Raw genomic sequence first — 23399 nt, forward strand, 5'->3', positions numbered from 1 at the left:
GCGTCGCCGGTGTGACGAACGCCGGGGCCGGGGCGGGGGCTCCGGCTGGGGCCTGCGGCGTCGGCGGTGTGACCCGCGCCGGGGCCGGGGTGGTGGCTCTGGCGTGGGGCTGCCGTGTCGCCCGTGGGACGAACGCGGGGGCGGGGGCGGGGGCTCCGGCTGGGGCCTGCGGCGTCGGCGGTGTGACCCGCGCCGGGGCCCGGGCGATGGCTCCGGCGGGGGCCCGCCGCGTCGCCGGTACGACGACCGCGGGGTCTCCATCCTGGAGTTCGCCGGGTTCCTGCCGGTCCTGCTGCTCGTCGGCCTCGCCGCCATCCAGCTCGGCCTGGTGGGCTACGCCGCCAACCAGGCCGGCTCCGGCGCCCGCGCGGCGGCTCGTGCGGCATCCCAGGGCGACTCGGGGCAGGCGGCGGGCGCGGCGGCCATGGACGGCCGTCTCAGCTCCTCCGTCGCGGTCGGCTCGGGCGGCGACACGACGACCGCCACGGTCGAGGTCCAGGTACCGACACTGCTGCCCTTCGTGGACGCGGGCTGGAGCGTCACCAAGGAGGCCACGATGCCCAACGACGACGACGCCGAGTACTGAGACCCGCCGACCACCGGGACCTGGTGCGACGCACCGGGACCCGTACCCCTGAGGGAGGTTGAAGGACGCCATGAGCCTGCGCGACCGCGTGGCCCCCACCCAGCAGAGCGAACCGAGCCGCGACGACAACCTCGTCGCCGTCTACCGCTCCAAGCTCCTGGAGGAGATCGACCTCGCCGAGATGTCCTCGCTCGCCGCCGCGGACCGCCGCGTCCGACTGGAGCGGGTCCTCGGCCACATCATCAGCCGCGAGGGCCCCGTCCTCTCCACCTCCGAACGCGCCCAGCTGATCCGGCGCGTCGTGGACGAGGCGCTCGGCCTCGGCGTCCTCGAACCACTGCTCGCCGACGCCTCCATCACGGAGATCATGGTCAACGGCCCCGACTCGGTCTTCGTGGAACGGGCCGGCCGCGTGGAACAGCTCCCGCTGCGCTTCGCCTCCAACGACCAGCTGATGCAGACCATCGAGCGCATCGTCTCCACGGTCAACAGGCGTGTGGACGAGTCGAACCCCATGGTCGACGCCCGGCTGCCCACCGGCGAGCGCGTCAACGTCATCATCCCGCCGCTCGCCCTGACCGGCGCCACCCTCACCATCCGCCGCTTCCCCCGCGCGTACACGCTGCCCGAACTCATCGGCCTCGGCTCCCTCGACGAACACATGCTGATGCTGCTCGCGGCGTTCGTGCGGGCCCGCTTCAACCTCATCGTCAGCGGCGGCACGGGCAGCGGCAAGACGACTCTCCTCAACGCGCTCTCCGGCCTGATCCCGGCCCACGAGCGCATCATCACCATCGAGGACTCGGCGGAGCTGCAACTCCAGCAGGACCACGTGATCCGGCTCGAATCGCGCCCGGCCAACGTCGAGGGCAAGGGCCAGATCACCATCCGCGACCTCGTGCGCAACAGCCTGCGCATGCGCCCCGACCGCATCATCGTCGGCGAGGTCCGCGGCGGCGAGACCCTCGACATGCTCCAGGCCATGTCCACCGGCCACGACGGCTCGCTCGCCACCGTGCACGCGAACACCGCCGAGGACGCCCTGATGCGCCTGCAGACCCTCGGCTCCATGTCGGAGGTCCAGATCCCCTTCGAGGCCCTGAAGGACCAGATCAACTCGGCCGTCGACGTGGTCGTCCAGCTCGCCCGGCACAGCGACGGCTCCCGCAAGGTCTCCGAGATCGTCCTGCTCGTCTCGCACGGCCGCCAGCAGTTCCGCATCGCGCCGGTCACCCGCTTCGTGGCGCAGCCGATCGGCGCCGACCGCGTCGTGCGCGGCTGGTTCGAGCACCTGCCGCTGCCCCGCGAGATCGCCGACAAGCTGTACGGCGCGGGCGAACCGGTGCCCCCGGCGTACGGCGTGGCGGAGGCGATCGACGTACTGGACACGAGGGAAGCGATCGGATGACCGTCCCGATGACCAGGTATGGAAGCCGGCCGATGACCAGACGGGGAGCCGACCGATGACCGATCCCGCGCCGCTCGCCCTCGGCGCCACGATCCTGACCGGCACACTGGCCGTCGCGGGCATCCACGCGTACGCGTCCGGGCGCGCGCAGCGCCAGGACCTCATCGACCGGCTGGCGCTCGGCCCCGGCAGCGGGGACGGCGGTCCGCCGGGCCGGGCGCGCCGCTTCGCCGCCGTCGACCGCAGGCTGCGCCGCACGCGCCTCGGCCGGGACATCCACCTGCGCCTCTCCTCGACCGGCCTGGACGTGACCGCCGGCGAGTTCTTCACCTACGTCGTGGCCGTCGTCGTCGCGCTCTGGCTGATGGCGGCGGCGACCCTCGCGCCCTTCTTCGGCCCGATCGCGGGGGTGGTGGCGGTATGGGGCGCGCTCGCCTTCCTCAACTGGCAGCGCCAGAAACGCATCGAGGCGTTCATCAACCAGCTCCCCGACGTGGCCCGCATCCTGGCCAACGCGACGGCGGCGGGACTCGCCCTGCGTACGTCGCTGGCCATGGCGGCGGAGGAGCTGGAGGCCCCGGCCGGCCAGGAACTCTCCCACGTCGCACACCAGTTGGCGCTGGGCCGCTCCATCGACGACACCCTCGGCGAACTGGCCGAACGCCTGCCGTCCCGCGAGCTGATCGTCCTCGTGACGACGCTCGTCCTGTCCAACAAGGCGGGCGGCACGGTGGTCAACTCCCTGCGCAACCTCACCCAGACCCTGGAGGACCGCAAGGAGACGCGGCGCGAGGTCCGCACGATGCTGTCGGAGGTCAACGCGACGGCGTTCACGGTCCCGCTGCTGGGCCTCGGCTCGTTGCTGCTGATCAACTCCTCCAACGAGGGCGCGCTGGCCCGGGTGACCGGCTCCCCGGTGGGCCAGACGCTGATCCTGATCTCCCTCGGGCTGTACGGGATCGGCTTCTTCGTGATCAGACGCCTGGGCAAGATCGAGGTCTGAGATGCCGTACCCGACAAGGGGGTTGCCGTGCTGGGCCTGCTGCTAGCCGTGGTGATGGGCCTCGCGGTGGCCGGCGCCTGCCAGGGTGTCCGGATGTACCGCGCGGACGCCAAGCTGCCGTCCGACCTGGCCCTCGCCCTGGAGGTCGGCGGAACCCGCGTCTCGGCGGCGGGCTCGACGGTGGACCGCCTCGGCATGCGCTTCGCACCGCTCGTCCTGCGCCTCATGGGCCGAAAACGGGTCGACGCCAAGCGCCGCAGGATCGACATGGCGGGCAACCCCGGGGGCCTCACGATCGACCGCTACGCCGCGCGGCGCGCGGTCTACGGCATCTTCGGCGTCGTCCTCGGCCTGGTCTTCCTCACCAACGGCTCCCCGCTCCTCGGCCTGCTGACCTTCGCCTTCGGGGCGACGGCGGCGGACGCCCTGATCTGGCAGGCCGTCCGGGAACGCCGCGAGGTCATCGACCGCACCCTGCCGGACTTCCTGGACGTCCTGGCGGTGGTCGTCTCGGCCGGCCTCGGCTTCCGCCAGGCGCTGGACCGGGTGGCGGAGCGGTACGAGGGTCCGTGGGCGGACGAACTGCGCATCACGCTGCGCCAGATGGACATGGGCGTCGGCCGCCGCCAGGCCTTCGACGAGCTGCGTCGCCGCAACGCGTCCGAGCAGGTCGCGCAGTTCGTCTCTGCGCTGCAACAGGGCGAGGAACTGGGTTCTCCCATCGCGGACACCCTGATCCAGATCGCCACGGACATGCGGCGCACCGACGCCCAGAACTCCCGGCGCCGGGCGGCGAAAACGATCCCCAAGGCGACGATGGTCACCCTGGTCTTCATGCTGCCCGCCACGATGATCCTTATCGCGGCGGGAATGTTCCTCGGCTCGGGCTCGGACTTCGGTTCGATTCTGGGGCGCTGATGAGCGGGAGTTCCTCAACTGCCATCAACTGTGCGAAACCCCTTCGCGGCTGCAATGCGATGTGGGACAGTCGGATCTGAGCTCACGGTTCGCAGGAGGGGACTTCGTGCATGGTGATCTCACCGAGGGGGAAGGTAATCCGCCAACTTGCGGACCGGGCACCCCGGAAACCGCATACGTCGTGCGGAGTTGCTGCCGACGTACGCCGTGTGGCGTACGTTGCCTCTGACCACAAAGGGCGCGGTATCGGGTGGGAGAGAAGGAGCCGTCGTGCTGAAGGAACGCGTGCTCGAAGTCTGGGTCGACTGGACGGTGACGGTGACGTCCCGCATCCGAGGGAGGGATCGGGACGCGGGGGCGGGGTTCGTGGAGTATGCGGGGCTCATGATTCTTATTGCGGGGATCTTCACGTTGATCGACCAGCTTGGGTTGGACGGAACGATCTCCGGAGCCATTGGGGACGCGGTCGACGACGTGGTCGGTGGTGGCTGACAGGCCGCCTTCGAAGTGACCAAGGGCAGAGCCTGCTCATTTGTATCTGGTTGGCGGGGATTCTGCTCTTCGTCGCCTTCGCTTTCTTCGCTTTCGCTCAGGCGGCTTCCGCGCGCAATGGCGCCCAGTCCGCCGCTGACGCGGCCGCGCTGGCCGCGGCCCAGGAGTCCAGGGATGATCTGGTCGAGGGACTGGGCCTGTCCATCGGGCAGGGAGACGACTGGCTCGACTGGCTGACCGGATACGAGATCACCGGTATGGGCACGGCCCAGGCGGCGGCCGACGCCCTCGCGGCGGAGAACGATTCCCAGACCCGGGGTGTCGAGCCGGTCGGTGTGAATGGGTACCCCGGATTCCGTGTAGCGATCGAGACCAATTACACGGTGGGCGACTCGATCATCCCCGGCACCGAGACGCGGCACGCCAAGGCCGATGCGACCGCTGTCATCGAGGCACGCTGTCATGCGGATCCATCCGGGGATCCGAAGAAGGACGTGAAGTTCGTCTGCGACGGTGAAGGATCCTTTGAGATCGACCCGGAAGAATTCGATCCGGATGACCTTCCCGACCCGTCCGTGCTCTTCTCTGTCCACTTGGTCGACTGACCGGCGATCGACGAAAGAAGGAAGCGGTAGCGATGAGTGTTCGGCGCACCATGATGGCCCGCAGGGCAATGACCGCTGTGGCGATCACCACTGGGCTGGTCCTCACGGTCGTCGGCTGTGGCGGTGGGGATGACGGAGATGCCAGTTCGGAGAAGTCGAGCCCTTCTTCATCAACAACTGGTGGAAGCCGCGGAGATGATGAGGGGAAGCCGAACGATGCTTCTTCGGCCGACAGCGTATTGGCGGAGTCCAAGGACGGCGAGGTCAGCGTCACCATCCATTCGGCTGTCCGGGACGGAGGTGGCTTTGTCACGGTCTCCGGCACGGTGAAGAACAACGGAGACCGGTCATGGCTGGGCGCCAACTGGGCCAGTGACGAGCGAGAATTGAGATCCAATGGTGGATCTCTCTCGGGAGCCAGTTTGGTCGACAACGAGGGGAAGAAGAAGTACCTCGTTCTCAGGGACACCTCAGGGCGGTGCCTGTGCACCAAGTTCGATGGCCGGGTGAAGCGAGGAGACACCGCCGACTGGTACGCCCAATTCCCCGCCCCCCCGGAAGGCACGACCAAGGTCGATTTCCAAGTGGGCGCCATGCCCCCCGCCCCCCTCGAAATCTCCGACGGCGAGTGACCCATGACCCGCCACCCCCACCGCACAAGCGCCGCCGCAATCCTCGCGCTGGCCCTCCTCTGCCTCACCCCCACCCCCGCATGGGCCGACGACGGCGGCCCCAGTACGCCCCCCGGCAGCACCACCACCTCCCCGCCCCCCGAGGTCGACGCCAACAGCCCGGGGCTGAAGCTCGCCGACGGCGCCACGCTCGCGCCCGCGAAGGTGCTGGACATCAAGTCCGTCGTCGAGGACCTCGGCGGCGAGGAGCGCCGCGAGGACACCAACACGGACGTGAAGTTCGCGCTCCAGGCGGAGGTCCTCTTCCCCAAGGACAGCGCGGAACTGAACCCCGAGGCGAGTGCCCGCATCAAGGCGATCGCCGAGGAGGCCAAGGCACAGAAGGCCACGGACGTGCGGGTGTTCGGCTTCACGGACAACCTCGGCTCCTACGGCCACGGCAAGAAGCTCTCCAAGCGGCGCGCCGAAGCAGTGCACGACGAGCTGGCGGGCCACCTCGGTCCCCAGGTCACTTTCTCCGTACGCGGATACAGCGAGGACTACCCCATCGCGGACAACGGCTCGGAGGAGGGCCGCAAGAAGAACCGCCGCGTCGAGGTCTCGTTCCCGCGCGGAGCGACCGGCATGGATGGAGCGACCGGCATGGATGGAGCGACCGGCATGGATGGAGCGACCGGCACGGACTGAGCGGGGCGGGGGTGCGGGGACACGACGTCGCGCCGCGGGTCGGCGGCCCCGCACTGGACCCCGCAATGCCAGGCTTCCCCCATGAACAACGGCTCCACCGACCCCAGTGACCGAACCGACCCCACCGCCCCCCGCCCGTCCCGCTCCTTCGACGCCCTCGTCGCCGAGGCGCAGGCCGCGCCCACCGAGGGATGGGACTTCTCCTGGTTCGAGGGGAGGGCCACCGAGGCACGTCCCTCCTGGCGGTACGCCGAGGCGATGGCGCGGCGTCTCGCGCGGGCGCGGGCCTCGCTCGACGTCCAGACCGGCGGCGGCGAAGTACTCGCCTCCGCCGCCACCCTGCCGCCGCTCGCCGTCGCCACGGAGGGCTGGCCCGCGAACGTGGCCAAGGCGACCGCGCTGCTGCACCCGCGCGGCGTCGCGGTCGTCGCGTCCCCGGAGGACGCCCCGCTGCCGTTCGCCGACGGCGCCTTCGACCTGGTCACCAGCCGCCACCCGGTGCGGGCCCGCTTCGAAGAGATCGCCCGCGTGCTGCGCCCCGGCGGCACGTACTTCGCGCAGCACGTCGGCCCCGCCAGCGTCTTCGAGGTCGTCGAGTACTTCCTCGGGCCGCAGCCGCCCGAGGTGCGCGAGGCCCGCCACCCCGACCGGGAGCGCGCCGAGGCCGAGGCGGCGGGCCTGGAAGTGGTGGACCTGCGGGCCGAGCGGCTGCGGATGGAGTTCTTCGACGTCGGGGCCGTCGTCCACTTCCTGCGCAAGGTGGTGTGGATGGTCCCCGGCTTCAGCGTGGAGACCTACCGGCCGCGGCTGCGCGAACTGCACGAGCGGATCGAGGCCGAGGGGCCCTTCGTCGCCCACAGCACCCGCCACCTCCTCGAACTCCGCAAGCCTCTGGACCCGTAGGGCCGGCCGCGCGTGGTCGGTACTGTCGGTCCGGTAAGTGTCCCGGTGAGACGAGGAGTTGCCGTGCTGAAGCCAGGGAAGTCGTACGCCTGTGGGCTGGACGCGGCGGTGGACGTCGTCGGCGGCAAATGGAAGCCCATGATCCTGTGGGCGCTGCACGCGGGCCGGACGCTGCGCTTCGGGGAGCTGCGGCGCGGCGTCCCCGGCGTCAGCGAGAAGATGCTGATCCAGCAGCTGCGGGAGCTGGAGTCGGACGGCATCGTGCACCGCGAGGTCTACCGCCAGGTGCCGCCGAAGGTCGAGTACTCCCTGACCGACCTCGGCCAGTCCCTCAACGCGGCCCTGCAACCCCTCGGAGCGTGGGGCGAGCGGCACCTGGAGGAGATCGTGGCCGGCAAGGCGCGAAAGGAGAGCTGACGGCCCATCCGGGCAAAGTTCGCCTACGCGTCACACCGTCAGGTAGGCCCACGAGGGCCCCGAACACGCCCACGCGGGCCCCGAAATCGAAGCCTTGATTCCGCATCGTTACCAATACTGGCTCGATCTGCTCCTCGACGTCCCGTAAGTTCAGACCAAGGCTAATTCGCGTGAGCAAAGCTCCGCGTGCGGTGCCGTGCGGTGGAGGGGGCCGCACGGCACCGCGAGCCGTCACCCCGCACCACGTCAAGTCTGCGAACGTTCGCGGGGTCCCCCGTGCGGAGTACGGCGCCGCCCGGCCGAAACCCGCCCCCGAACCCCGGATTCCGCAGGCAGAACGGCCTCTCGCAGTCGCCGTCCGGTATCGGAGAGTAGTTGCGGCGCGCCAATGCACGCAGAATCACTTACGAAGGGTTATGGTGGAAACCCCCCCTCGGGCCGGTCCGTCTCCCCCCCACGGACCGGCCCGTTTTTTGTGCCCGCGTCCCGGCGCCGGACGATCAAGGCCCCGGAACCCGACGATCAAGGTCTCCGCACCTCGTTATCGTCAGGGACATGTCGAACGACTTTCCCCCGCCGCAACCGCCCCCGGGCACCACGCCGCCCCAGAGCGCCCCGCCGCCCCAGAGTGCCCCGCAGCAGCACCCGCAGGCGGGCCTGCCCGCCTACCCCGGCCCCGCCCAGGACCCCGCGTACGCGTACGGCCCCACGGCCCCGCAGCGGATGCCCGGCGCCGTACGCGCCGCGCAGATCGTGCTCTGGGTCCTCGCCGGGCTCGTCCTGCTGGGCTCCGTCGTCATCGCCGCCACCGGCGACGCCGAGACGGCGGCCGCCGCCGTCGGAGTGAACGTGCTGGTCATGGTGGCCGCGGGCCTGGCCCTGCGGTTCCAGCGGGCCGGCGGCGGCATCCGCGTGACGTGCATCGTGCTGATGGCGCTGCAGACCCTGAGCGCGCTCGGCGGCGCGGCCAACGGCAACCCCGGCGGTCTCCTGCCGCTGCTCGGCGCCATCGCGGTGATCGTCCTGCTGGCCCGGGGGGACGCGGGCGCCTGGTTCAACCGCCCGCGCCCCGGGGACTGACCGGCCGGTGTCAGCCGCGTCCGGCCCAGATGTTGGTGCCGGGCGTCGACACCGCGAAGGTGTCGATGGCGGTCAGCTCCGTCTCCGTCAGCTTCGGGCCCGCGAGCGCCGCCACGTTCTCCTCCAGTTGCGCGACGCTGGAGGCGCCGATCAGCGCCGACGTCATCCGCTCGTCGCGCAGCACCCAGTTGAGGGCGAGCTGGGCGAGCGACTGGCCGCGGCCCGCCGCGATGTCGTTGAGCCCGTTCAGCCGGCGCACGACCTCCTCGCTCAGCAGCTCCGGGTCCAGGGACTTGCCCTGCGTGGCGCGCGACCCCTCCGGGATGCCCTTCAGGTACTTGTTCGTGAGCAGCCCCTGCGCGAGCGGCACGAAGGAGATGCAGCCCATGCCGGCCCGCTCCAGTGTGTCCAGCAGGCCGTCCTCCTCCGTCCAGCGGTTGATCATCGAGTACGACGGCTGGTGGATGAGCGCCGGCACCCCCATCTCCCGCAGCAGCCGGGCCGCTTCGGCGGTCTGCTCGCTGTTGTACGAGGACACGCCCACGTAGAGCGCCTTGCCCTGCCGGACGGCGGACGCGAGCGCGCCCATCGTCTCCTCCAGCGGGGTGTCCGGGTCGAAGCGGTGGGAGTAGAAGATGTCGACGTAGTCGAGGCCCATCCGCTTCAACGAGGCGTCCAGCGAGGACAGCAGGTACTTGCGGCTGCCCCACTCGCCGTACGGGCCGGGGTGCATGAGGTAACCGGCCTTGGTCGAGATGACCAGTTCGTCGCGGTAGGGGGCGAAGTCCTGCGCGAAGAGCTTGCCGAAGTTCAGCTCGGCCGAACCGGCGGGCGGCCCGTAGTTGTTCGCCAGGTCGAAGTGCGTGACGCCCAGGTCGAAGGCGCGGCGCAGGATCGCGCGCTGCGTGTCCAGGGCCTTGTCGTCACCGAAGTTGTGCCAGAGGCCGAGGGAGACCGCGGGCAGCTTCAGGCCGCTGCGGCCCGTGCGCCGGTACTCCATGGTGTCGTAGCGGTCCGGGGCCGGGCGGTACACGAAGGTGTCGTTCATGAGGATGAAGCTACTTCAGCGGCGGGCACCCGACTTCGGAGGGCGGCCCGCGCAGCGGTAGGGTGTCGCCCTCGGGGACTGCCCTACGCACACCCCTTGGGACCACCATCTGCTGGAGGGGCTGACACACGTGAACCTGCGCGACCTGGTGTACGGACTTTACGCACGCCGGGTGGAAGGCCGCCTCGACCACGACCAGGTGCCCAAGCACATCGGGGTCATCCTCGACGGCAACCGCCGCTGGGCGAAGGCGTCCGGCGGGACCACCGCTCAGGGCCACCAGGCGGGCGCGTACAAGATCGAGGAGTTCCTCGGCTGGTGCGCGGAGACCGACGTCGAGGTCGTCACGCTGTGGATGCTCTCCACCGACAACTTCGACCGGCCCGAGGAGGAGCTGACCCCGCTCCTCGGCATCATCGAGGCCACGGTCCGCTCCCTCGTCGCGGACGGCCGCTGGCGCGTGCACCACGTCGGCGCGCTCGACCTGCTGCCCGCCCGCACGCAGGCCGTCATGAAGGAAGCCGAACAGGCCACCCACGACAACACCGGGATACTCGTCAACGTCGCGGTGGGCTACGGCGGCCGCCAGGAGATCGCCGACGCGGTGCGCTCGCTGCTCCTGGACCACGCCGACAAGGGCACGAGCCTGGCGGAGGTCGCGGAGAGCGTCGACATCGACCTCATCTCCAAGCACCTCTACACCAGCGGCCAGCCGGACCCCGACCTGGTGATCCGCACCAGCGGCGAGCAGCGCCTGTCGGGCTTCATGCTCTGGCAGTCCGCTCACTCCGAGTACTACTTCTGCGAAGTCTTCTGGCCGGCCTTCCGGAAGGTCGACTTCCTGCGTGCGCTGCGCGATTACGCCGCCCGCCACCGCCGCTACGGCGGCTGACCCGCGTACGCCCCTGAGGTCGGGGTAACCCGGAGTTAACCAACGCGTCGTCATATGCCGTGGCATGGCCGCGCTTGTTCGAGGGAATAAGCCTTCCAGGTCGACGTCCGCGCAGTGTCCGAAAGGGACGTCGTATCTCAGCGGACGGCCGACGGCCGTCCGCCCGGGAGGCCCTTTGCACCAGGACGACCGTGTGAACAGCACGGGCGACGTGGAGGGCCGGCGCTCGGCCCGCGCATCGCGGCCGCGTCCGGCCTGGATCACACCCGCCAGCCCGCCCGGATTCCCTCCCGTCGCTCCCCGACCTCATCCGAGGGGGTACGTCCTTCCGTGGTGACCAGCACAAAGCGCCGCATGCCCGACAGGCGCACCTATGTTCTCGACACCAGCGTCCTGCTGGCCGACCCGAACGCCCTGACCCGCTTCGACGAGCACGAAGTCGTGCTGCCCATCGTCGTGGTGACGGAGCTGGAGGCCAAGCGGCACCATCCGGAGCTCGGCTACTTCGCCCGGCAGGCCCTGCGCCTGCTGGACGACTTCCGCATCCGGCACGGCCGCCTGGACGCCCCGATCCCCATCGGGGACCTGGGCGGCTCGCTGCGCGTCGAGCTCAACCACTCCGATCCCGGCGTGCTCCCGGCCGGCTACCGGTTGGGGGACAACGACTCCCGGATCCTCGCCGTGGCGCGCAACCTCCAGGCGGAGGGATACGACGTCACGGTCGTCTCCAAGGACCTGCCGCTCAGGATCAAGGCGTCCTCCGTCGGGCTCCTCGCCGAGGAGTACCGCGCGGAACTCGCCATCACGGACTCCGGCTGGACCGGCATGTCCGAACTGGCCCTGACGGCCGAGCAGGTGGACCTCCTCTTCGAGGAGGACCACCTGTACGTGCCCGAGGCCGCCGACCTGCCCGTCCACACCGGCCTGACGATCCAGTCCGAGCGGGGCAAGGCCCTCGGCCGCGTCACCGCCGAGGGCAATGTCCGGCTCGTGCGCGGCGACCGGGAGGTCTTCGGCATCAAGGGCAGGAGCGCCGAACAGCGGATCGCGCTCGATCTGCTCCTGGACCCGGACATCGGGATCGTCTCGATGGGCGGCCGCGCCGGCACCGGGAAGTCGGCGCTCGCGCTCTGCGCGGGCCTGGAGGCCGTCCTGGAGCGCAGGCAGCACCAGAAGGTGATGGTCTTCCGCCCGCTGTACGCGGTCGGCGGGCAGGAACTCGGCTATCTGCCCGGCACCGAGGCCGAGAAGATGGGCCCCTGGGCACAGGCGGTCTTCGACACGCTCGGTTCGGTGGCCGGCAAGGAGGTCATCGAGGAGGTCACCGCGCGCGGCATGCTGGAGGTCCTGCCGCTCACCCACATCCGCGGCCGCTCGCTGCACGACGCGTTCGTGATCGTGGACGAGGCCCAATCCCTGGAGCGGAACGTCCTGCTGACCGTGCTGTCCCGCATCGGGGCGAACTCCCGGGTCGTCCTCACCCATGACGTCGCCCAGCGCGACAACCTCCGAGTGGGGCGCTACGACGGCGTGGTGGCCGTCGTGGAGAAACTGAAAGGGCATCCGCTCTTCGCACACGTGACCCTCACGCGTTCGGAGCGTTCGCAGATCGCGGCCCTGGTGACCGAAATGCTGGAGGACGGCCACATCTGAGTCAGTTCACGCTGTATGCCCGGCAATTGACGCCGTCCGGTGAAGCCAAGGAGCCTAGCCGGGCGGCGTTGTCGTGCGCGCCTCTTTCCGAAAAACTCCTGGGGCAAACGGTGTGTGAGCTTTCCCACGCAACGGATAATTGCCTTGCGGTGTCCGGCTGGGGCAGAGTCTCAGTCCTGTCAGGCCCCGCATGCGACACACCTGTACCCCCAGCGGTACCGAACCCCAGAACTTCATAGTGGCCGTCGCATGCCGCCCGAGCACCACGCGGCGCTCCCCTCGGGGGAGTTGTCCACCGGGCCCGTGCCTCCCGTGACCGATCGCAAGCGGAGGCCAGCGCCAGGGGCACGATTGCGTCCGCGAGGTCACCTATGCGGGCGATGCTGGAAGGAAACCGTGTGAGCCGGATTTCGGTCCGGGGATTCGCCGTGGCGTCCGCCACCGCGGTCACCACCGTCGGAGCCGTCGTGGGTGTCGCCTCGGGCAACACCCAGCCCTCGAACTCGAACGACTTCGAGGCAGCGGCGAGCGACGCGACCCTCCTCGCAGAGATCCCCTCGGGCCAGCAGGCCCAGGTGCAGACCGCGTCCCTGACGCAGCAGGCCGACGCGCAGGCCATGGCCGCCGACACCGCCGCCAAGAAGACCGCCGCGGAGGAGGCCCGCAAGCAGGCCGCCGCCTCGGCGATCGAGAAGCAGAAGGCCGCGGAGAAGGCGGAGGCGGCCGAGAAGGCGCAGAAGGCCGCCGCGAAGAAGAAGGAGCGCGAGGAGAAGGCCGAGACCAAGGCCAGCCGTTCCTCCACCCGCGACGCCGGTGACTTCGCGCCGCAGGGCTCTTACACGGTCGCCCAGGTCCAGGCGATGGCACGGCAGATGGTCCCCGGCGACCAGTTCCAGTGCTTCAGCAACATCGTCAACCACGAGTCCACGTGGAACTACAAGGCGTCCAATGCCTCCTCGGGTGCCTACGGCCTCGTCCAGGCGCTGCCCGGTTCCAAGATGGCCTCGGCGGGCGCCGACTGGCAGACCAACCCGGCCACGCAGATCAAGTGGGGCCTGAACTACATGAACGACCGCTACGGCAGCCCGTGCGGCGCCTGGGGCTTCTGGCAGAACAACCACTGGTACTAGGCCACCGTCGGCGGCCGTACCGCGCTCGACTCGGGAGACCCCTCACCGTCCTTCGGTGGGGGGTCTCTCCCGTGTACGGTCGGTGCGGACAGCCGCGGGGGGAGTGGTGGGGAAAGACGGGGGTAGAGGACGGATCATGTCGCGAATGCCAGGGTGGCTCGGCCGGCTGGGAGCCGGACTGAGCGAGGTGGGCCAGAAGTTGAACGAGCAGCGCGACAAGGACGCCGACGAGTCCGACGACGTGCCGGGCGCGGAGCACGAGCAGGTGCCGCCGCCGCCCGCGTACGCACCGGACGTGGCGGCCAGACCCGACCCCGCGGCGGCCGTGCCGTGGGGAATGCGGGTCGCCGCCGAGGCAGGCTGGCGGCTGCTGGTCCTCGCGGGCACGCTCTGGGTCCTGATGAAGGTCATCAGCGCGGTGCAGCTCGTGGTGCTGGCCTTCGTGGCCGCGCTGCTGATCACCGCGTTGCTCCAGCCCACGGTGGCCCGGCTGCGCCGGATCGGTCTGCCGCGCGGCCTGGCGACCGCGGTCACGGCGATCCTCGGCTTCGTCATCATGGGCCTGGTCGGCTGGTTCGTGGTGTGGCAGGTCATGGAGAACGCCGACGAGCTGTCCGGGCAGGTCCAGGACGGCATCGAGGACCTGCGCAAGTGGCTGCTCAACAGCCCCTTCCACGTGACCGAGGACCAGATCAACGACATCGCCAAGAGTCTGCGTGACGCGGTCGGCGCCAACACCGAGGAGCTGACCTCCGCGGGCCTCGAAGGCGTGACGGTCATCGTCGAGGCGCTGACCGGCATCCTGCTCGCGATGTTCTCGACGCTCTTCCTGCTGTACGACGGCCGGCGCATCTGGCAGTGGTTCCTCAAGCTGGTGCCGGCCCAGGCGCGGCCGGGGATCGCCGGCGCGGGCCCGAGGGCGTGGCGCACGCTCACCGCCTATGTGCGCGGCACGGTGATAGTGGCCATGATCGACGCCATCTTCATCGGCCTCGGCATCTACTTCCTCGGGGTGCCGATGGCGGTCCCGCTGGCCGTCATCATCTTCCTGGCCTCGTTCGTGCCGCTGGTCGGCGCCGTGGTCTCCGGCGCCCTCGCGGTCGTCGTCGCGCTCGTCACCCAGGGCGTGTTCACCGCGGTGATGGCGCTGCTGGTGGTCCTCGCGGTGCAGCAGATCGAGGGGCACATCCTGCAGCCGTTCATCCTCGGCCGCGCGGTGCGGGTGCATCCGCTGGCGGTGATCCTCTCCGTCGCCGCGGGCGGCATGGTCGCCGGGATCGGCGGGGCGGTCGTGGCGGTCCCGCTGGTCGCCGTCACGAACACGGTCGTCGGCTATCTGCGCGCGTACTCCCGCGAGGCCGCGCTGAAGCAGGCGCCGCGGCCCCGGGGCGCCACGGCGACGGAGGTGTCCGCCTCCGATCCGCCGCCGCAGCAGCAGTAGGACGGCATACGGAAAGGGGCCCGGAACCATAGGTTCCGGGCCCCTTTCCGTATGACCTGGGCCAGCCGCGCCTGATGATCAGGCGAGGTGCGCCTCGGAGTCCAGCGTGACGCCGACCGCCTGGATGACGGCGGCGATCTTGAAGGCTTCCTGGATCGTTTCGCGGTCGACGCCGGCCTTGCGCAGGACCTGCTCGTGCGAGTCCAGGCACTGGCCGCAGCCGTTGATCGCGGAGACCGCGAGGGACCACAGCTCGAAGTCGACCTTCTCCACGCCCGGGTTGCCGATGACGTTCATCCGCAGACCGGCGCGCATCGTCCCGTACTCCGGGTCGGAGAGCAGGTGGCGCGTGCGGTAGAAGACGTTGTTCATCGCCATGATGGCGGCGGCCGACTTGGCGGCGGTGTACGCCTCGGGGGAGAGGTTCGCCTTCGCCTCGGGCTCCAGCTCGCGCAGTACCTGCGGGGAGCGGGACGCGATGGCGCAGGCCAGCACGGTGCCCCAGAGCTGCTGCTGCGGCAGGTCGCTGTTGCCGATGACCGAGCCGAGGTTCAGCTTCAGGTCCTTGGCGTAGTCCGGTACGGCGGACTTCAGTTCGTCGAGTGCCATGTCAGTAGCTCCCGTTCACTCGCCCGAGAGCAGCGCGACCGGGTCGAGGGTCTCGTCGCCCTTGCTCCAGTTGCAGGGGCACAGCTCGTCGGTCTGCAGGGCGTCGAGGACCCGGAGGACCTCCTTGGGGTTACGGCCCACGGAACCGGCGGTCACCATCGTGAACTGGATCTCGTTGTTCTGGTCGACGATGAAGACGGCGCGCTGCGCGAAGCCGTCCTCGCCCTCGATGCCGAGGGCACGCATGAGCTCGTGCTTGGAGTCGGCCAGCATCGGGAAGGGCAGGTCGGTCAGGTCCGGGTGGTCCTTGCGCCAGGCGTGGTGCACGAACTCGGAGTCACCGGAGAAGCCGAGGATCTGGGCGTCACGGTCGGCGAACTCGTCGTTCAGCTTGCCGAACGCGGCGATCTCGGTCGGGCACACGAAGGTGAAGTCCTTGGGCCACGCGAAGACGATCTTCCACTTGCCCTCGTAGGTCTTGTGGTTGATCTGCTCGAACTCCGCGCCCTTCTCCAGGGAGACACAGGCGGTCAGGTCGAACTCGGGGAACTTGTCACCGACAGTGAGCACACGTACTCCTTGCGACAGAGAAACGCCCTTTTGAGGAGTTTCCTGGGGGGTTGGACTGATGTCGATGGTGGCACAGGGGGCATTGATTAGGGAAATAGCTAGAGTGGGTCGTGTTGATCGGAGGTGGCTATCAGTGAGAGCCATAAATAGGGGCAGGCAGAACGGCGGCAAGCAGCCCAGCCTGGCGCAGCTGCGCGCCTTCGCCGCGGTGGCCGAACATCTGCACTTCAGGGACGCCGCCGCCGCGATCGGGATGAGCCAGCCCGCGCTCTCCGGCGCCGTGGCGGCGCTGGAGGAGGCACTGGGGGTCCAGCTCCTGGAGCGCACCACCCGCAAGGTACTGCTCTCCTCGGCGGGGGAACGCCTCGCCGTACGGGTCAGGGCCGTCCTCGGCGAGGTCGAGGCACTCCTGGAGGAGGCGGACGCCGTCAAGGCGCCCTTCACCGGGGCGCTGCGCCTCGGCGTGATCCCGACCGTCGCACCGTACCTCCTGCCGACGGTGATCGCGCTCGTCCACGAGACCTACCCGGACCTGGACCTCCAGGTGCACGAGGAGCAGACCTCCTCACTGCTCGACGGGCTCACGGCCGGACGGCTCGACCTGCTGCTGCTCGCGGTGCCGCTCGGCGTCCCGGGGGTGACGGAGCTGCCCCTCTTCGACGAGGACTTCGTGCTCGTCACGCCGCTCGACCACTGGCTCGGCGGCCGCGAGGGCATCCCCCGCGAGGCGCTGAAGGAGCTGCACCTGCTGCTGCTCGACGAGGGGCACTGCCTGCGCGACCAGGCGCTGGACATCTGCCGCGAGGCGGGCCGCGCGGACGCCCCCGTGACCACGACCGCCGCCGGGCTCTCCACACTCGTCCAGCTCGTCGCCGGCGGGCTCGGGGTGACGCTGCTGCCGCGCACCGCCGTGCGGGTGGAGACCAGCCGCAGCAACCAGCTGCTCACCGGGTACTTCGCCGACCCGGCGCCGACCAGGCGGATCGCGCTCGTGATGCGGACGGGCGCCGCGCGGGCCGCCGAGTACGAGGAGCTGGCGCAGGCCCTGCGGGGGGCGGTGCGGCCGTTGCCGGTGCGGGTGGTGTGACCCGCACCGGCGACAGCCGCGGGCCCCGAGGGGCTACTCCGAGCGCAGGCCCTCCGGCCGCATCATCCGCCACAGCGGCGGCATACTGAGCAGCGTCACCAGGGCGACCAGCACGGCGCCCGCGGCGGTCAGGGGCACGAACAGCCACCAGTCGGTGACCGACTTCCGGATCATGCGGACCATGACATGACCGAGGCTCAGGCCGCCCACGACGGCGAGGGCGAGGCCCACCACGACCGGGATCGCCGTCTGCCACAGCACCGACCACGCCATCGAGCCGCGCCGCGTGCCGAAGGCGCTGAGCACCGCCAGCAGGCGCCTGCGCTCCCGCAGTTGCTCCAGCGTCGACACCAGCATCGAGGCCGCGATGAGCGTCATCGTCGCCAGCGCGCCGACCTGGAGGCCGGTGTGCACGGTCGCGTACTGCTGGTCGCGCTCGACCTCACGCAGCGTCATCACGCCGAGGAACGGGTCGAGGCGGGCCGCGGTGTTGCGGACGTACTCCTCGGCGTCCGGGACGTCCGGGTCGATCTGGATCATGGCGCTCGTCGAGGCGTCGACCAGCTTGGCCCCGTTGACGGCGCCCGGAGTGGCGTAGACGCCGTCGTGCAGGTCGCCGCCCGGGTCGGGCCGGGCGCGGACCTCGCGGGCGTCGGCGGGCAGCGTCCACAACCGGTGCCGGTGGCCGGGTTCGTCCCAGCTCACGGGGTTCAGGTCGAGCTGCTTGCCGGGGCGGGCCGACCGGTCCACCCACCGGTTCATCTCCTCGTTCCCGGTGTGCACGACGAAGGTGTCACCGTCCCGGCAGTCGCCGATCCGGGCCAGCTCGCGCAGGTTCGCGCAGGTGCCGACGGTCAGCTCCGTGGTGGGCCGCATGGGGTTCTCGCCGGCGAGCTTGCCGGGCTTGACCGCGTACGTGCTCACCGTGGCGATGACCCGCCTGACACCCTTGGTCGCACGGAACCCCTCGATCATCTCGTCGGCGAGCGCGGCGTCGCCGACGTCCGCGTGCACGGAGATCTTGGCGCGGGCGGTGTCCACCCCGGTGGCCCGGTTGAAGTCGTCGTGCATCGCGCCGAACAGCATCTGCAGGGCGACCGCGCCGGCCACCGCGACCGTGATGCCGCTCACCGCGCGGGCCGCCGTGCCGCTGCTCAACTGAAGCCTTCGTACGGCCAGTTGCCAGGGCACCGGGCCGCCGCGCAGCCGGGACACGCTCGCCTCGACGAGCCAGGGCAGCAGCGCCGCGAGGCCCACCAGGGTCAGGGTCGCCCCCGCGCCGATGCCGAGGACCGGTGGCGCGTAGTCGCCACCGGCGCGCCCCGAGGCCAGCAGGATGCCGAGTCCGAGGACCGGGATCAGCACGCGCCACCACAGCCGGCGCCTGCGGACCTTGGCGCTGCGGACCACGCCCAGCGGCTCGATGGACACCGCCCGCAGCGAGATCAGCGTGACGGCGACGGCGGTGACCGGGACGGCCGCGAGGACCAGCGCGGCGAGCGCGGGCACCGGCGTCAGGTCGGAGGGGAAGGCGCTGATCTGCCACATGTCGACCGTGCCGACCAGCTGCCGCGAGGCGAGGAACAGCACACCGCCCACGGCGAGGCCGAGCAGCGCGCCGCACAGGGCCTCGCCCGCCGCGATCCACCGCACCGTGCGGGCGTCGGCGCCGACCAGGCGCAGTGCGGCGAGGCGCCGGTCGCGCCGCTCGCCGCCGAAGCGGACGGCGGTGCCGATGAAGATGACGACCGGGGTCAGCAGGACGACGCACATCAGGACGACGAGGACGACCAGCAGCGGATCGAAGGGTTCGGCGGGCTCCTGGTGGCCGAACTCGGCGACGCGGTGGCCGCCCTTGGCCTGGGTCAGGGCGGCGGAGCCCGCGTAGAAGTAGCGCTCCTGGGGGTGGACCAGGCCCGCGTCGCTGATGGTGCCGACGACGCGGTAGGCGCCGAAGCGCTTCTTCAGCAGGGCGCCCTCGGGGCTGTCGAGGAGGTCGCGCAGGGCGGGCGAGACGACCATCTCGCCGTCCGCCGGGATCTTCTCCAGGCCGGGCGGCAGGACCGGGTGCCGGCCCTCGGCGCGCAGGACGCGGCCGCCCACCGTGGAGTCGCGGAAGTCGGTCGGGGCGTCCCGCTGCAGGACGGTGGAGTCGCTCCGTTCGGTGGGCCTGCCGGAGAAGTCGTCGCCGGAGCGGGCCGCCGTGTGGTTCTCACGGTTCTGCAGCAGGTTCGGCACGGAGGCCGCGCCGAGCAGCAGGGCCACGCCGAGGCCGACGCCGACGGCGGTCAGGATCGTGCGGGTCCAGCCCTCACGGCCGCCGCCGACGGCGAAACGTATGCCCAGGGCGAGGTCGCGGAGCACGCCGCGGCTGCCCACCGGGGCGGCCGGCGGAGGGGGCGCGGTGGGTGCCCCGGCGCGGGTGGCCTGGCTCATAGGGCGGGCTCCATGTCGCGCGACCTGCCGTCGCGCACGACGATCTCGCGGTCGGAGTAGGCGGCGACCCGGGTCTCGTGGGTGACCAGGACGACGGCGGCGTTGGTCGAGCGGGCGGCGTCGGTCAGCAGTTCCATGACGCGCTCGCCGTTGAGCGAGTCGAGGGCGCCGGTCGGCTCGTCGGCGAAGACCACGCGCGGGCCGGGGGCGAGCGCGCGGGCGACGGCGACGCGTTGGCCCTGGCCGCCGGAGACCTCGCCGGGGCGCTTGGCGGCGACGTCGTCGACCTCCAGGCGCTCCAGCCACGTACGGGCGGCCGCCTCGGCGTCCTTGCGCTTCACGCCGTTGAGCCGCAGCGGCAGGGCGACGTTCTCGACGCAGGTCAGCTCCGGCACGAGCTGCCCGAACTGGAAGACGAAGCCGAACTCGCCGCGGCGCAGCGCGCTGAGCGCCGAGTCCGGCATGCCGGTCAGCTCGCGGCCGTCGTAGGTGATGGAGCCCTCGTCGGGGCGGACGATCCCGGCGAGACAGTGCAGCAGGGTCGACTTGCCGGAGCCCGAGGGGCCCATGACGGCGACGACCTCGCCGGGGTGGATGGAGAACCCGGCGCCGTCGAGGGCGGTCGTGGGTCCGTAGGCCTTGCGCAGTGCGCGCGCCGTGAGAAGGGAACCTGCGGGGGTCATGCGGGGCGCACCTCCTGGGCGAGCTTGCCGAGGCGCGCGGCGGCCAGTTCCAGCCAGCGCAGGTCGGCTTCGAGATGGAAGAGCGCGTGGTCGCAGATGAGCTGGTCGGCGAGGTCGCCCTTGCGCTTGCGGTCGGTGAGGACGCGCATCAGGCGCAGGTGTTCGGCGCGCTGGACGTCGAGGAGTTCGGCGGCGTCGCGGCCGGTGAGGAGCGCGAGGACGACCTTCGTGTAGAGGGTCGACTGGAGGTAGGGCTCCGGCTTCTCCGGGGTGGCGAGCCAGCGCTGGACATCGGTGACGCCGGCCTCGGTGATCGCGTACCGCTTGCGCTCGGGACCGCCGCCCGCCTCGATGCCGTCGACCTCGACGAGGCCGTTCTTCAGCAGGCGGGACATGGTCGAGTAGACCTGCCCGTAGTGCAGCGGCTTGTCGTGCCCGAACTTCGCGTCGAAGGTGCGCTTGAGGTCGTAGCCGTGCCGGGGGCCGGACTCCAGGAGACCCAGAAGGGTGTGGCCAATGGACATGCCGAGCACTCTACACCGTGTGTATACGTGCGATGTATACGCCTCGTGTAGAGCGGGCTCGCGCATTTCTCCTGGAGATCACGAGTGCGAGGAGAGGGCAACCTTCCGGGTCCGGAAAACGTCGGTTCCTAAGGACGGGTGCTCATTGTCACGTCCGCAAAAGACCGGATCGGATGACCTTTGTCCCCAGGTGCGGTGTTAGCTTCATGAGCTGACCAAAGACAAGCTGACTTGCCAGTGAGAAGACGGGACGTACGAGGCGTACGGCTCGTACGAGACGGAAGCGGAGCACTCTCAGTCATGGGCCGAGCCGAAGAACGACAAGCGCGGACGCGCGGTGCCCGCAGGGCAGCGCGCGGGCGCCCGTCCGGCGGCAAGCGCACCGGCATACGCCGCTTCTTCACCTGGAAGAAGCTCCTCGGGACGTTCCTCGGGTTCTGCCTGCTCGGCATACTCGGTTTCGTGATCCTGTACATGGTCGTCGACATTCCCAAGGGGAACGCCGCGGCCAAGATGCAGAGCAACGTCTACCGGTACAGCAACGGCGACGTCATCGCCCGCACCGGCGACGTGAACCGCGAGATCGTCGACCTGTCCAAGGTCCCGAAGCCGGTCCAGAAGGCCTTCGTCGCCGCCGAGAACAAGTCCTTCTACAAGGACGAGGGCGTCGACTTCAAGGGCACGGCCCGCGGTGTGCTCAACACGGTGACCGGCAAGGGCAAGCAGGGCGGCTCCACGATCACCCAGCAGTACGTGAAGAACTACTACCTCAGCCAGGACCAGACCGTCAGCCGCAAGCTGCAGGAGCTGGTCATCTCGCTGAAGGTGGACCGCGAGAAGAGCAAGGACTACATCCTCGCGGGTTACATCAACACCAGCTACTACGGCCGCGGCGCCTACGGGATCCAGGCCGCCGCCCAGGCGTACTACGGCATCGACGCCAAGAAGCTGGACGTGGACCAGGGCGCCTATCTCGCCGCCCTCCTGCAGGCCCCGAGCCAGTACGACTGGACCTCCGCCACGCCGACCGGCCGGAAGCTCGTCAAGCAGCGCTGGAACTACGTCCTGGACAACATGGTCGAGGAGGGCTGGCTCGACGCGGGCAAGCGGGCGAAACTCGTCTTCCCCAAGCCCGAGCCGCCCAAGGCCCCGCCCGGCCGCGAGGGACAGATCGGCTACCTCGTGGAGGAGGCCAAGCGGGAGGTCCTGCGCAACAGCGGCCTCAGCGAGGCCGAGTTCGAGGCCGGCGGCTACACCGTGACGCTGAACATCGACCCCAAGAAGCAGAAGCAGCTCGAACAGGCCGTCGACAAGAAGCTGAACGACAAGCTCGACCGGAAGCACAACAAGGCCGACGCCCGCGTCCAGGCGGGCGCGGCGTCCGTCGACCCGAAGACCGGCAAGGTCCTGGCCATGTACGGCGGCGAGGACTACGTGAAGCACTTCACGAACAACGCCACCCGCCGTGACTACCAGTCCGCCTCCACCTTCAAGCCGCTGATCCTCGCCGCGGCCCTGGAGGAGGGCGCCACCACCCGGGACGGCACGCCGATCACGGCGAGCACCGTCTACGACGGCACCAGCGGACGCCCGGTCAGGGGCAGCGATGTCGCCTTCGCGCCGCCCAACGAGGACCACGTCGACTACGGCCCCGTCACCGTGCAGAAGGCGATGAACAAGTCCATCAACTCCGTCTTCGCGCAGATGGGCGTGGACGTCGGCATGCCGAAGGTCATGGAGACGGCCGGCAAGCTCGGCATGGACGTCAAGGGCCTGCCCGCCGTACCCGCCCAGACCCTCGGCTCCATGGGCGCGAGCCCGCTGGAGATGGCGGGCGTCTACGCCACGCTCGACAACCACGGCAAGAAGGTCACCCCGGCCCTCGTCGGCTCCGTCGAGCACAAGGACCGCACGATCGACCTGCCCGACCCGATCGGCGAGGAGGTGGTCAAGCGGGGCACCGCCGACTCGCTGACCTCCGTGCTGACCGGCGTGGTCGACGACGGCACGGGCCACGCGGTGCGCAACCCCGCGCAGGACGTCGCCGGCAAGACCGGTACGTCCGACGACAACAAGTCGGCCTGGTTCACCGGCTACACGCCGAAGCTGGTCACCTCCGTCGGCCTGTTCGGCGAGGGCGCCCCCGGCACCCCCGAGAAGAACAAGCAGGTCTCCATGAAGGGCGCCGGCGGCCGGCCGCGCGTCGACGGCGGCAGCTTCCCGGCCGAGATCTGGGCGGCGTACACCTTCGACGCGATGGGCTCGCCGAGCGAGTTCGACCTCGACACGGACATGGGCGCGGCCGTCGCGCCGCCCCCCGAGCCCACGCTGTCCAAGGAGCCGACCAAGCCGTCGAGCACGCCGACGAAGCCGGAGAAGGACCCCACGTCCAAGCCGCCGTCGCAGACCCCGTCCTCCAAGCCGCCGTCGCAGACGCCGTCCTCCAAGCCTCCGACGCAGACTCCGTCGTCCAAGCCTCCGACGCACGAGCCGACTCCCACGGAGACGATCGAGCTCCCCGACGATCCCGACGACCGCGGGCCCCGCAGGGACTGACGGCCGCCCCGCGCCCGGCGAAAGGAAAGGCGCCCGGAA

Annotated in this window: 23 protein-coding genes; 17 read left to right on the forward strand and 6 right to left on the reverse strand. The window is 70.3% G+C overall.

The features are described from left to right. The first annotated feature begins 166 nt into the window (after positions 1 to 166). From ACZ5GP_RS30105 to ACZ5GP_RS30155, 11 genes are all read left to right on the forward strand, one after another. A complete protein-coding gene (locus tag ACZ5GP_RS30105; RefSeq protein WP_468753892.1) occupies positions 167 to 586 on the forward strand; it encodes a TadE/TadG family type IV pilus assembly protein in 420 nt (139 codons plus the stop codon). Positions 587 to 656: 70 nt separating this feature from the next. Next, positions 657 to 1994 (forward strand): CpaF family protein, encoded by a 1338-nt coding sequence (locus tag ACZ5GP_RS30110; RefSeq protein ID WP_468753849.1) that lies wholly within the window; start codon positions 657 to 659, stop codon positions 1992 to 1994. Positions 1995 to 2049: 55 nt separating this feature from the next. After that, positions 2050 to 2997, forward strand: a complete 948-nt coding sequence (locus ACZ5GP_RS30115; protein ID WP_468753850.1) for a type II secretion system F family protein — start codon at positions 2050 to 2052, stop codon at positions 2995 to 2997. 27 nt (positions 2998 to 3024) lie between these two features. Next, complete coding sequence (locus ACZ5GP_RS30120) at positions 3025 to 3915, forward strand: DUF5936 domain-containing protein (RefSeq protein WP_468753851.1); 891 nt, start codon at positions 3025 to 3027, stop codon at positions 3913 to 3915. Between the two features lie 285 nt (positions 3916 to 4200). Next, positions 4201 to 4407, forward strand: coding sequence for a hypothetical protein (locus tag ACZ5GP_RS30125; RefSeq protein WP_358912095.1), 207 nt, complete (start codon positions 4201 to 4203; stop codon positions 4405 to 4407). A gap of 38 nt (positions 4408 to 4445) precedes the next feature. Then, positions 4446 to 5012 carry a pilus assembly protein TadG-related protein gene (locus tag ACZ5GP_RS30130; protein WP_468753893.1) on the forward strand — a complete coding sequence of 189 codons (567 nt, stop codon included), beginning with the start codon at positions 4446 to 4448 and terminating at the stop codon, positions 5010 to 5012. A gap of 32 nt (positions 5013 to 5044) precedes the next feature. Next, positions 5045 to 5644, forward strand: coding sequence for a hypothetical protein (locus ACZ5GP_RS30135; RefSeq protein ID WP_468753852.1), 600 nt, complete (start codon positions 5045 to 5047; stop codon positions 5642 to 5644). Between the two features lie 3 nt (positions 5645 to 5647). Further along, the gene (locus ACZ5GP_RS30140) at positions 5648 to 6331 is read left to right on the forward strand and encodes an OmpA family protein (RefSeq protein WP_468753853.1); all 684 of its coding nucleotides are present in this window, start codon (positions 5648 to 5650) and stop codon (positions 6329 to 6331) included. Between the two features lie 81 nt (positions 6332 to 6412). After that, positions 6413 to 7234 (forward strand): class I SAM-dependent methyltransferase, encoded by an 822-nt coding sequence (locus ACZ5GP_RS30145; protein WP_468753854.1) that lies wholly within the window; start codon positions 6413 to 6415, stop codon positions 7232 to 7234. Positions 7235 to 7300: 66 nt separating this feature from the next. Continuing rightward, positions 7301 to 7651: a winged helix-turn-helix transcriptional regulator gene (locus ACZ5GP_RS30150; RefSeq protein ID WP_468753894.1), complete on the forward strand. Its 351-nt coding sequence runs from the start codon at positions 7301 to 7303 to the stop codon at positions 7649 to 7651. Positions 7652 to 8206: 555 nt separating this feature from the next. Next, positions 8207 to 8731, forward strand: a complete 525-nt coding sequence (locus ACZ5GP_RS30155) for a hypothetical protein (RefSeq protein ID WP_468753855.1) — start codon at positions 8207 to 8209, stop codon at positions 8729 to 8731. A gap of 10 nt (positions 8732 to 8741) precedes the next feature. On the opposite strand, the gene mgrA is transcribed toward ACZ5GP_RS30155, so the two are convergent. Then, positions 8742 to 9779 carry an L-glyceraldehyde 3-phosphate reductase gene (mgrA, locus tag ACZ5GP_RS30160; RefSeq protein ID WP_468753856.1) on the reverse strand — a complete coding sequence of 346 codons (1038 nt, stop codon included), beginning with the start codon at positions 9777 to 9779 and terminating at the stop codon, positions 8742 to 8744. Positions 9780 to 9909: 130 nt separating this feature from the next. Here mgrA and ACZ5GP_RS30165 point away from each other — a divergent pair, with 130 nt between their 5' ends. The 4 genes from ACZ5GP_RS30165 to ACZ5GP_RS30180 all read left to right on the forward strand — a co-directional run bounded on the left by ACZ5GP_RS30165 (position 9910) and on the right by ACZ5GP_RS30180 (position 14895). Next, positions 9910 to 10671 (forward strand): isoprenyl transferase, encoded by a 762-nt coding sequence (locus ACZ5GP_RS30165; RefSeq protein WP_468753857.1) that lies wholly within the window; start codon positions 9910 to 9912, stop codon positions 10669 to 10671. A 330-nt stretch (positions 10672 to 11001) separates the two neighbouring features. Next, positions 11002 to 12324: a PhoH family protein gene (locus ACZ5GP_RS30170; protein ID WP_468753858.1), complete on the forward strand. Its 1323-nt coding sequence runs from the start codon at positions 11002 to 11004 to the stop codon at positions 12322 to 12324. 398 nt (positions 12325 to 12722) lie between these two features. Beyond that, complete coding sequence (locus ACZ5GP_RS30175) at positions 12723 to 13454, forward strand: aggregation-promoting factor C-terminal-like domain-containing protein (RefSeq protein WP_468753859.1); 732 nt, start codon at positions 12723 to 12725, stop codon at positions 13452 to 13454. A 136-nt stretch (positions 13455 to 13590) separates the two neighbouring features. Beyond that, entirely contained in the window at positions 13591 to 14895 is a 1305-nt protein-coding gene (locus ACZ5GP_RS30180; RefSeq protein WP_468753860.1) for an AI-2E family transporter, read from the forward strand. A 78-nt stretch (positions 14896 to 14973) separates the two neighbouring features. Here ACZ5GP_RS30180 and ACZ5GP_RS30185 read toward each other — a convergent pair whose 3' ends face one another. Both ACZ5GP_RS30185 and ACZ5GP_RS30190 read right to left on the reverse strand, forming a co-directional pair. Next, the gene (locus ACZ5GP_RS30185; protein WP_362996177.1) at positions 14974 to 15504 is read right to left on the reverse strand and encodes an alkyl hydroperoxide reductase; all 531 of its coding nucleotides are present in this window, start codon (positions 15502 to 15504) and stop codon (positions 14974 to 14976) included. A 15-nt stretch (positions 15505 to 15519) separates the two neighbouring features. After that, positions 15520 to 16074, reverse strand: coding sequence for a peroxiredoxin (locus ACZ5GP_RS30190; protein WP_127909977.1), 555 nt, complete (start codon positions 16072 to 16074; stop codon positions 15520 to 15522). 133 nt (positions 16075 to 16207) lie between these two features. Between ACZ5GP_RS30190 and ACZ5GP_RS30195 the strand changes: the two genes are divergently transcribed. Further along, positions 16208 to 17161, forward strand: coding sequence for a LysR substrate-binding domain-containing protein (locus tag ACZ5GP_RS30195; protein WP_468753861.1), 954 nt, complete (start codon positions 16208 to 16210; stop codon positions 17159 to 17161). A gap of 33 nt (positions 17162 to 17194) precedes the next feature. On the opposite strand, the gene ACZ5GP_RS30200 is transcribed toward ACZ5GP_RS30195, so the two are convergent. Genes ACZ5GP_RS30200 through ACZ5GP_RS30210 form a run of 3 tightly spaced genes read right to left on the reverse strand, consistent with a single transcriptional unit; the run spans position 17195 to position 20804 of the window. After that, positions 17195 to 19597, reverse strand: a complete 2403-nt coding sequence (locus ACZ5GP_RS30200) for an FtsX-like permease family protein (protein WP_468753862.1) — start codon at positions 19595 to 19597, stop codon at positions 17195 to 17197. Continuing rightward, entirely contained in the window at positions 19594 to 20280 is a 687-nt protein-coding gene (locus tag ACZ5GP_RS30205) for an ABC transporter ATP-binding protein (protein ID WP_468753863.1), read from the reverse strand. Before ACZ5GP_RS30205 ends, ACZ5GP_RS30200 begins: the two co-directional genes overlap by 4 nt. Next, entirely contained in the window at positions 20277 to 20804 is a 528-nt protein-coding gene (locus ACZ5GP_RS30210) for a PadR family transcriptional regulator (protein ID WP_468753864.1), read from the reverse strand. The genes ACZ5GP_RS30205 and ACZ5GP_RS30210 overlap by 4 nt, the downstream gene beginning before the upstream one ends. 300 nt (positions 20805 to 21104) lie before the next feature. Here ACZ5GP_RS30210 and ACZ5GP_RS30215 point away from each other — a divergent pair, with 300 nt between their 5' ends. After that, the gene (locus ACZ5GP_RS30215) at positions 21105 to 23360 is read left to right on the forward strand and encodes a transglycosylase domain-containing protein (protein ID WP_468753865.1); all 2256 of its coding nucleotides are present in this window, start codon (positions 21105 to 21107) and stop codon (positions 23358 to 23360) included. Positions 23361 to 23399: the final 39 nt, after the last annotated feature.

The sequence above is a fragment of the Streptomyces sp. NPDC031466 genome (genome assembly GCF_055581265.1).

What these genes read in the sequence shown, in the direction of transcription:
- ACZ5GP_RS30110 (WP_468753849.1), top strand. Translation starts at nt 657, where the DNA reads ATGAGCCTGCGCGACCGCGTGGCCCCCACCCAGCAGAGCGAACCGAGC.
- ACZ5GP_RS30115 (WP_468753850.1), top strand. Translation starts at nt 2,050, where the DNA reads ATGACCGATCCCGCGCCGCTCGCCCTCGGCGCCACGATCCTGACCGGC.
- ACZ5GP_RS30135 (WP_468753852.1), top strand. Translation starts at nt 5,045, where the DNA reads ATGAGTGTTCGGCGCACCATGATGGCCCGCAGGGCAATGACCGCTGTG.
- ACZ5GP_RS30140 (WP_468753853.1), top strand. Translation starts at nt 5,648, where the DNA reads ATGACCCGCCACCCCCACCGCACAAGCGCCGCCGCAATCCTCGCGCTG.
- ACZ5GP_RS30145 (WP_468753854.1), top strand. Translation starts at nt 6,413, where the DNA reads ATGAACAACGGCTCCACCGACCCCAGTGACCGAACCGACCCCACCGCC.
- ACZ5GP_RS30155 (WP_468753855.1), top strand. Translation starts at nt 8,207, where the DNA reads ATGTCGAACGACTTTCCCCCGCCGCAACCGCCCCCGGGCACCACGCCG.
- mgrA (WP_468753856.1), bottom strand. Translation starts at nt 9,779, where the DNA reads ATGAACGACACCTTCGTGTACCGCCCGGCCCCGGACCGCTACGACACC.
- ACZ5GP_RS30180 (WP_468753860.1), top strand. Translation starts at nt 13,591, where the DNA reads ATGTCGCGAATGCCAGGGTGGCTCGGCCGGCTGGGAGCCGGACTGAGC.
- ACZ5GP_RS30185 (WP_362996177.1), bottom strand. Translation starts at nt 15,504, where the DNA reads ATGGCACTCGACGAACTGAAGTCCGCCGTACCGGACTACGCCAAGGAC.
- ACZ5GP_RS30200 (WP_468753862.1), bottom strand. Translation starts at nt 19,597, where the DNA reads ATGAGCCAGGCCACCCGCGCCGGGGCACCCACCGCGCCCCCTCCGCCG.
- ACZ5GP_RS30205 (WP_468753863.1), bottom strand. Translation starts at nt 20,280, where the DNA reads ATGACCCCCGCAGGTTCCCTTCTCACGGCGCGCGCACTGCGCAAGGCC.
- ACZ5GP_RS30210 (WP_468753864.1), bottom strand. Translation starts at nt 20,804, where the DNA reads ATGTCCATTGGCCACACCCTTCTGGGTCTCCTGGAGTCCGGCCCCCGG.
- ACZ5GP_RS30215 (WP_468753865.1), top strand. Translation starts at nt 21,105, where the DNA reads ATGGGCCGAGCCGAAGAACGACAAGCGCGGACGCGCGGTGCCCGCAGG.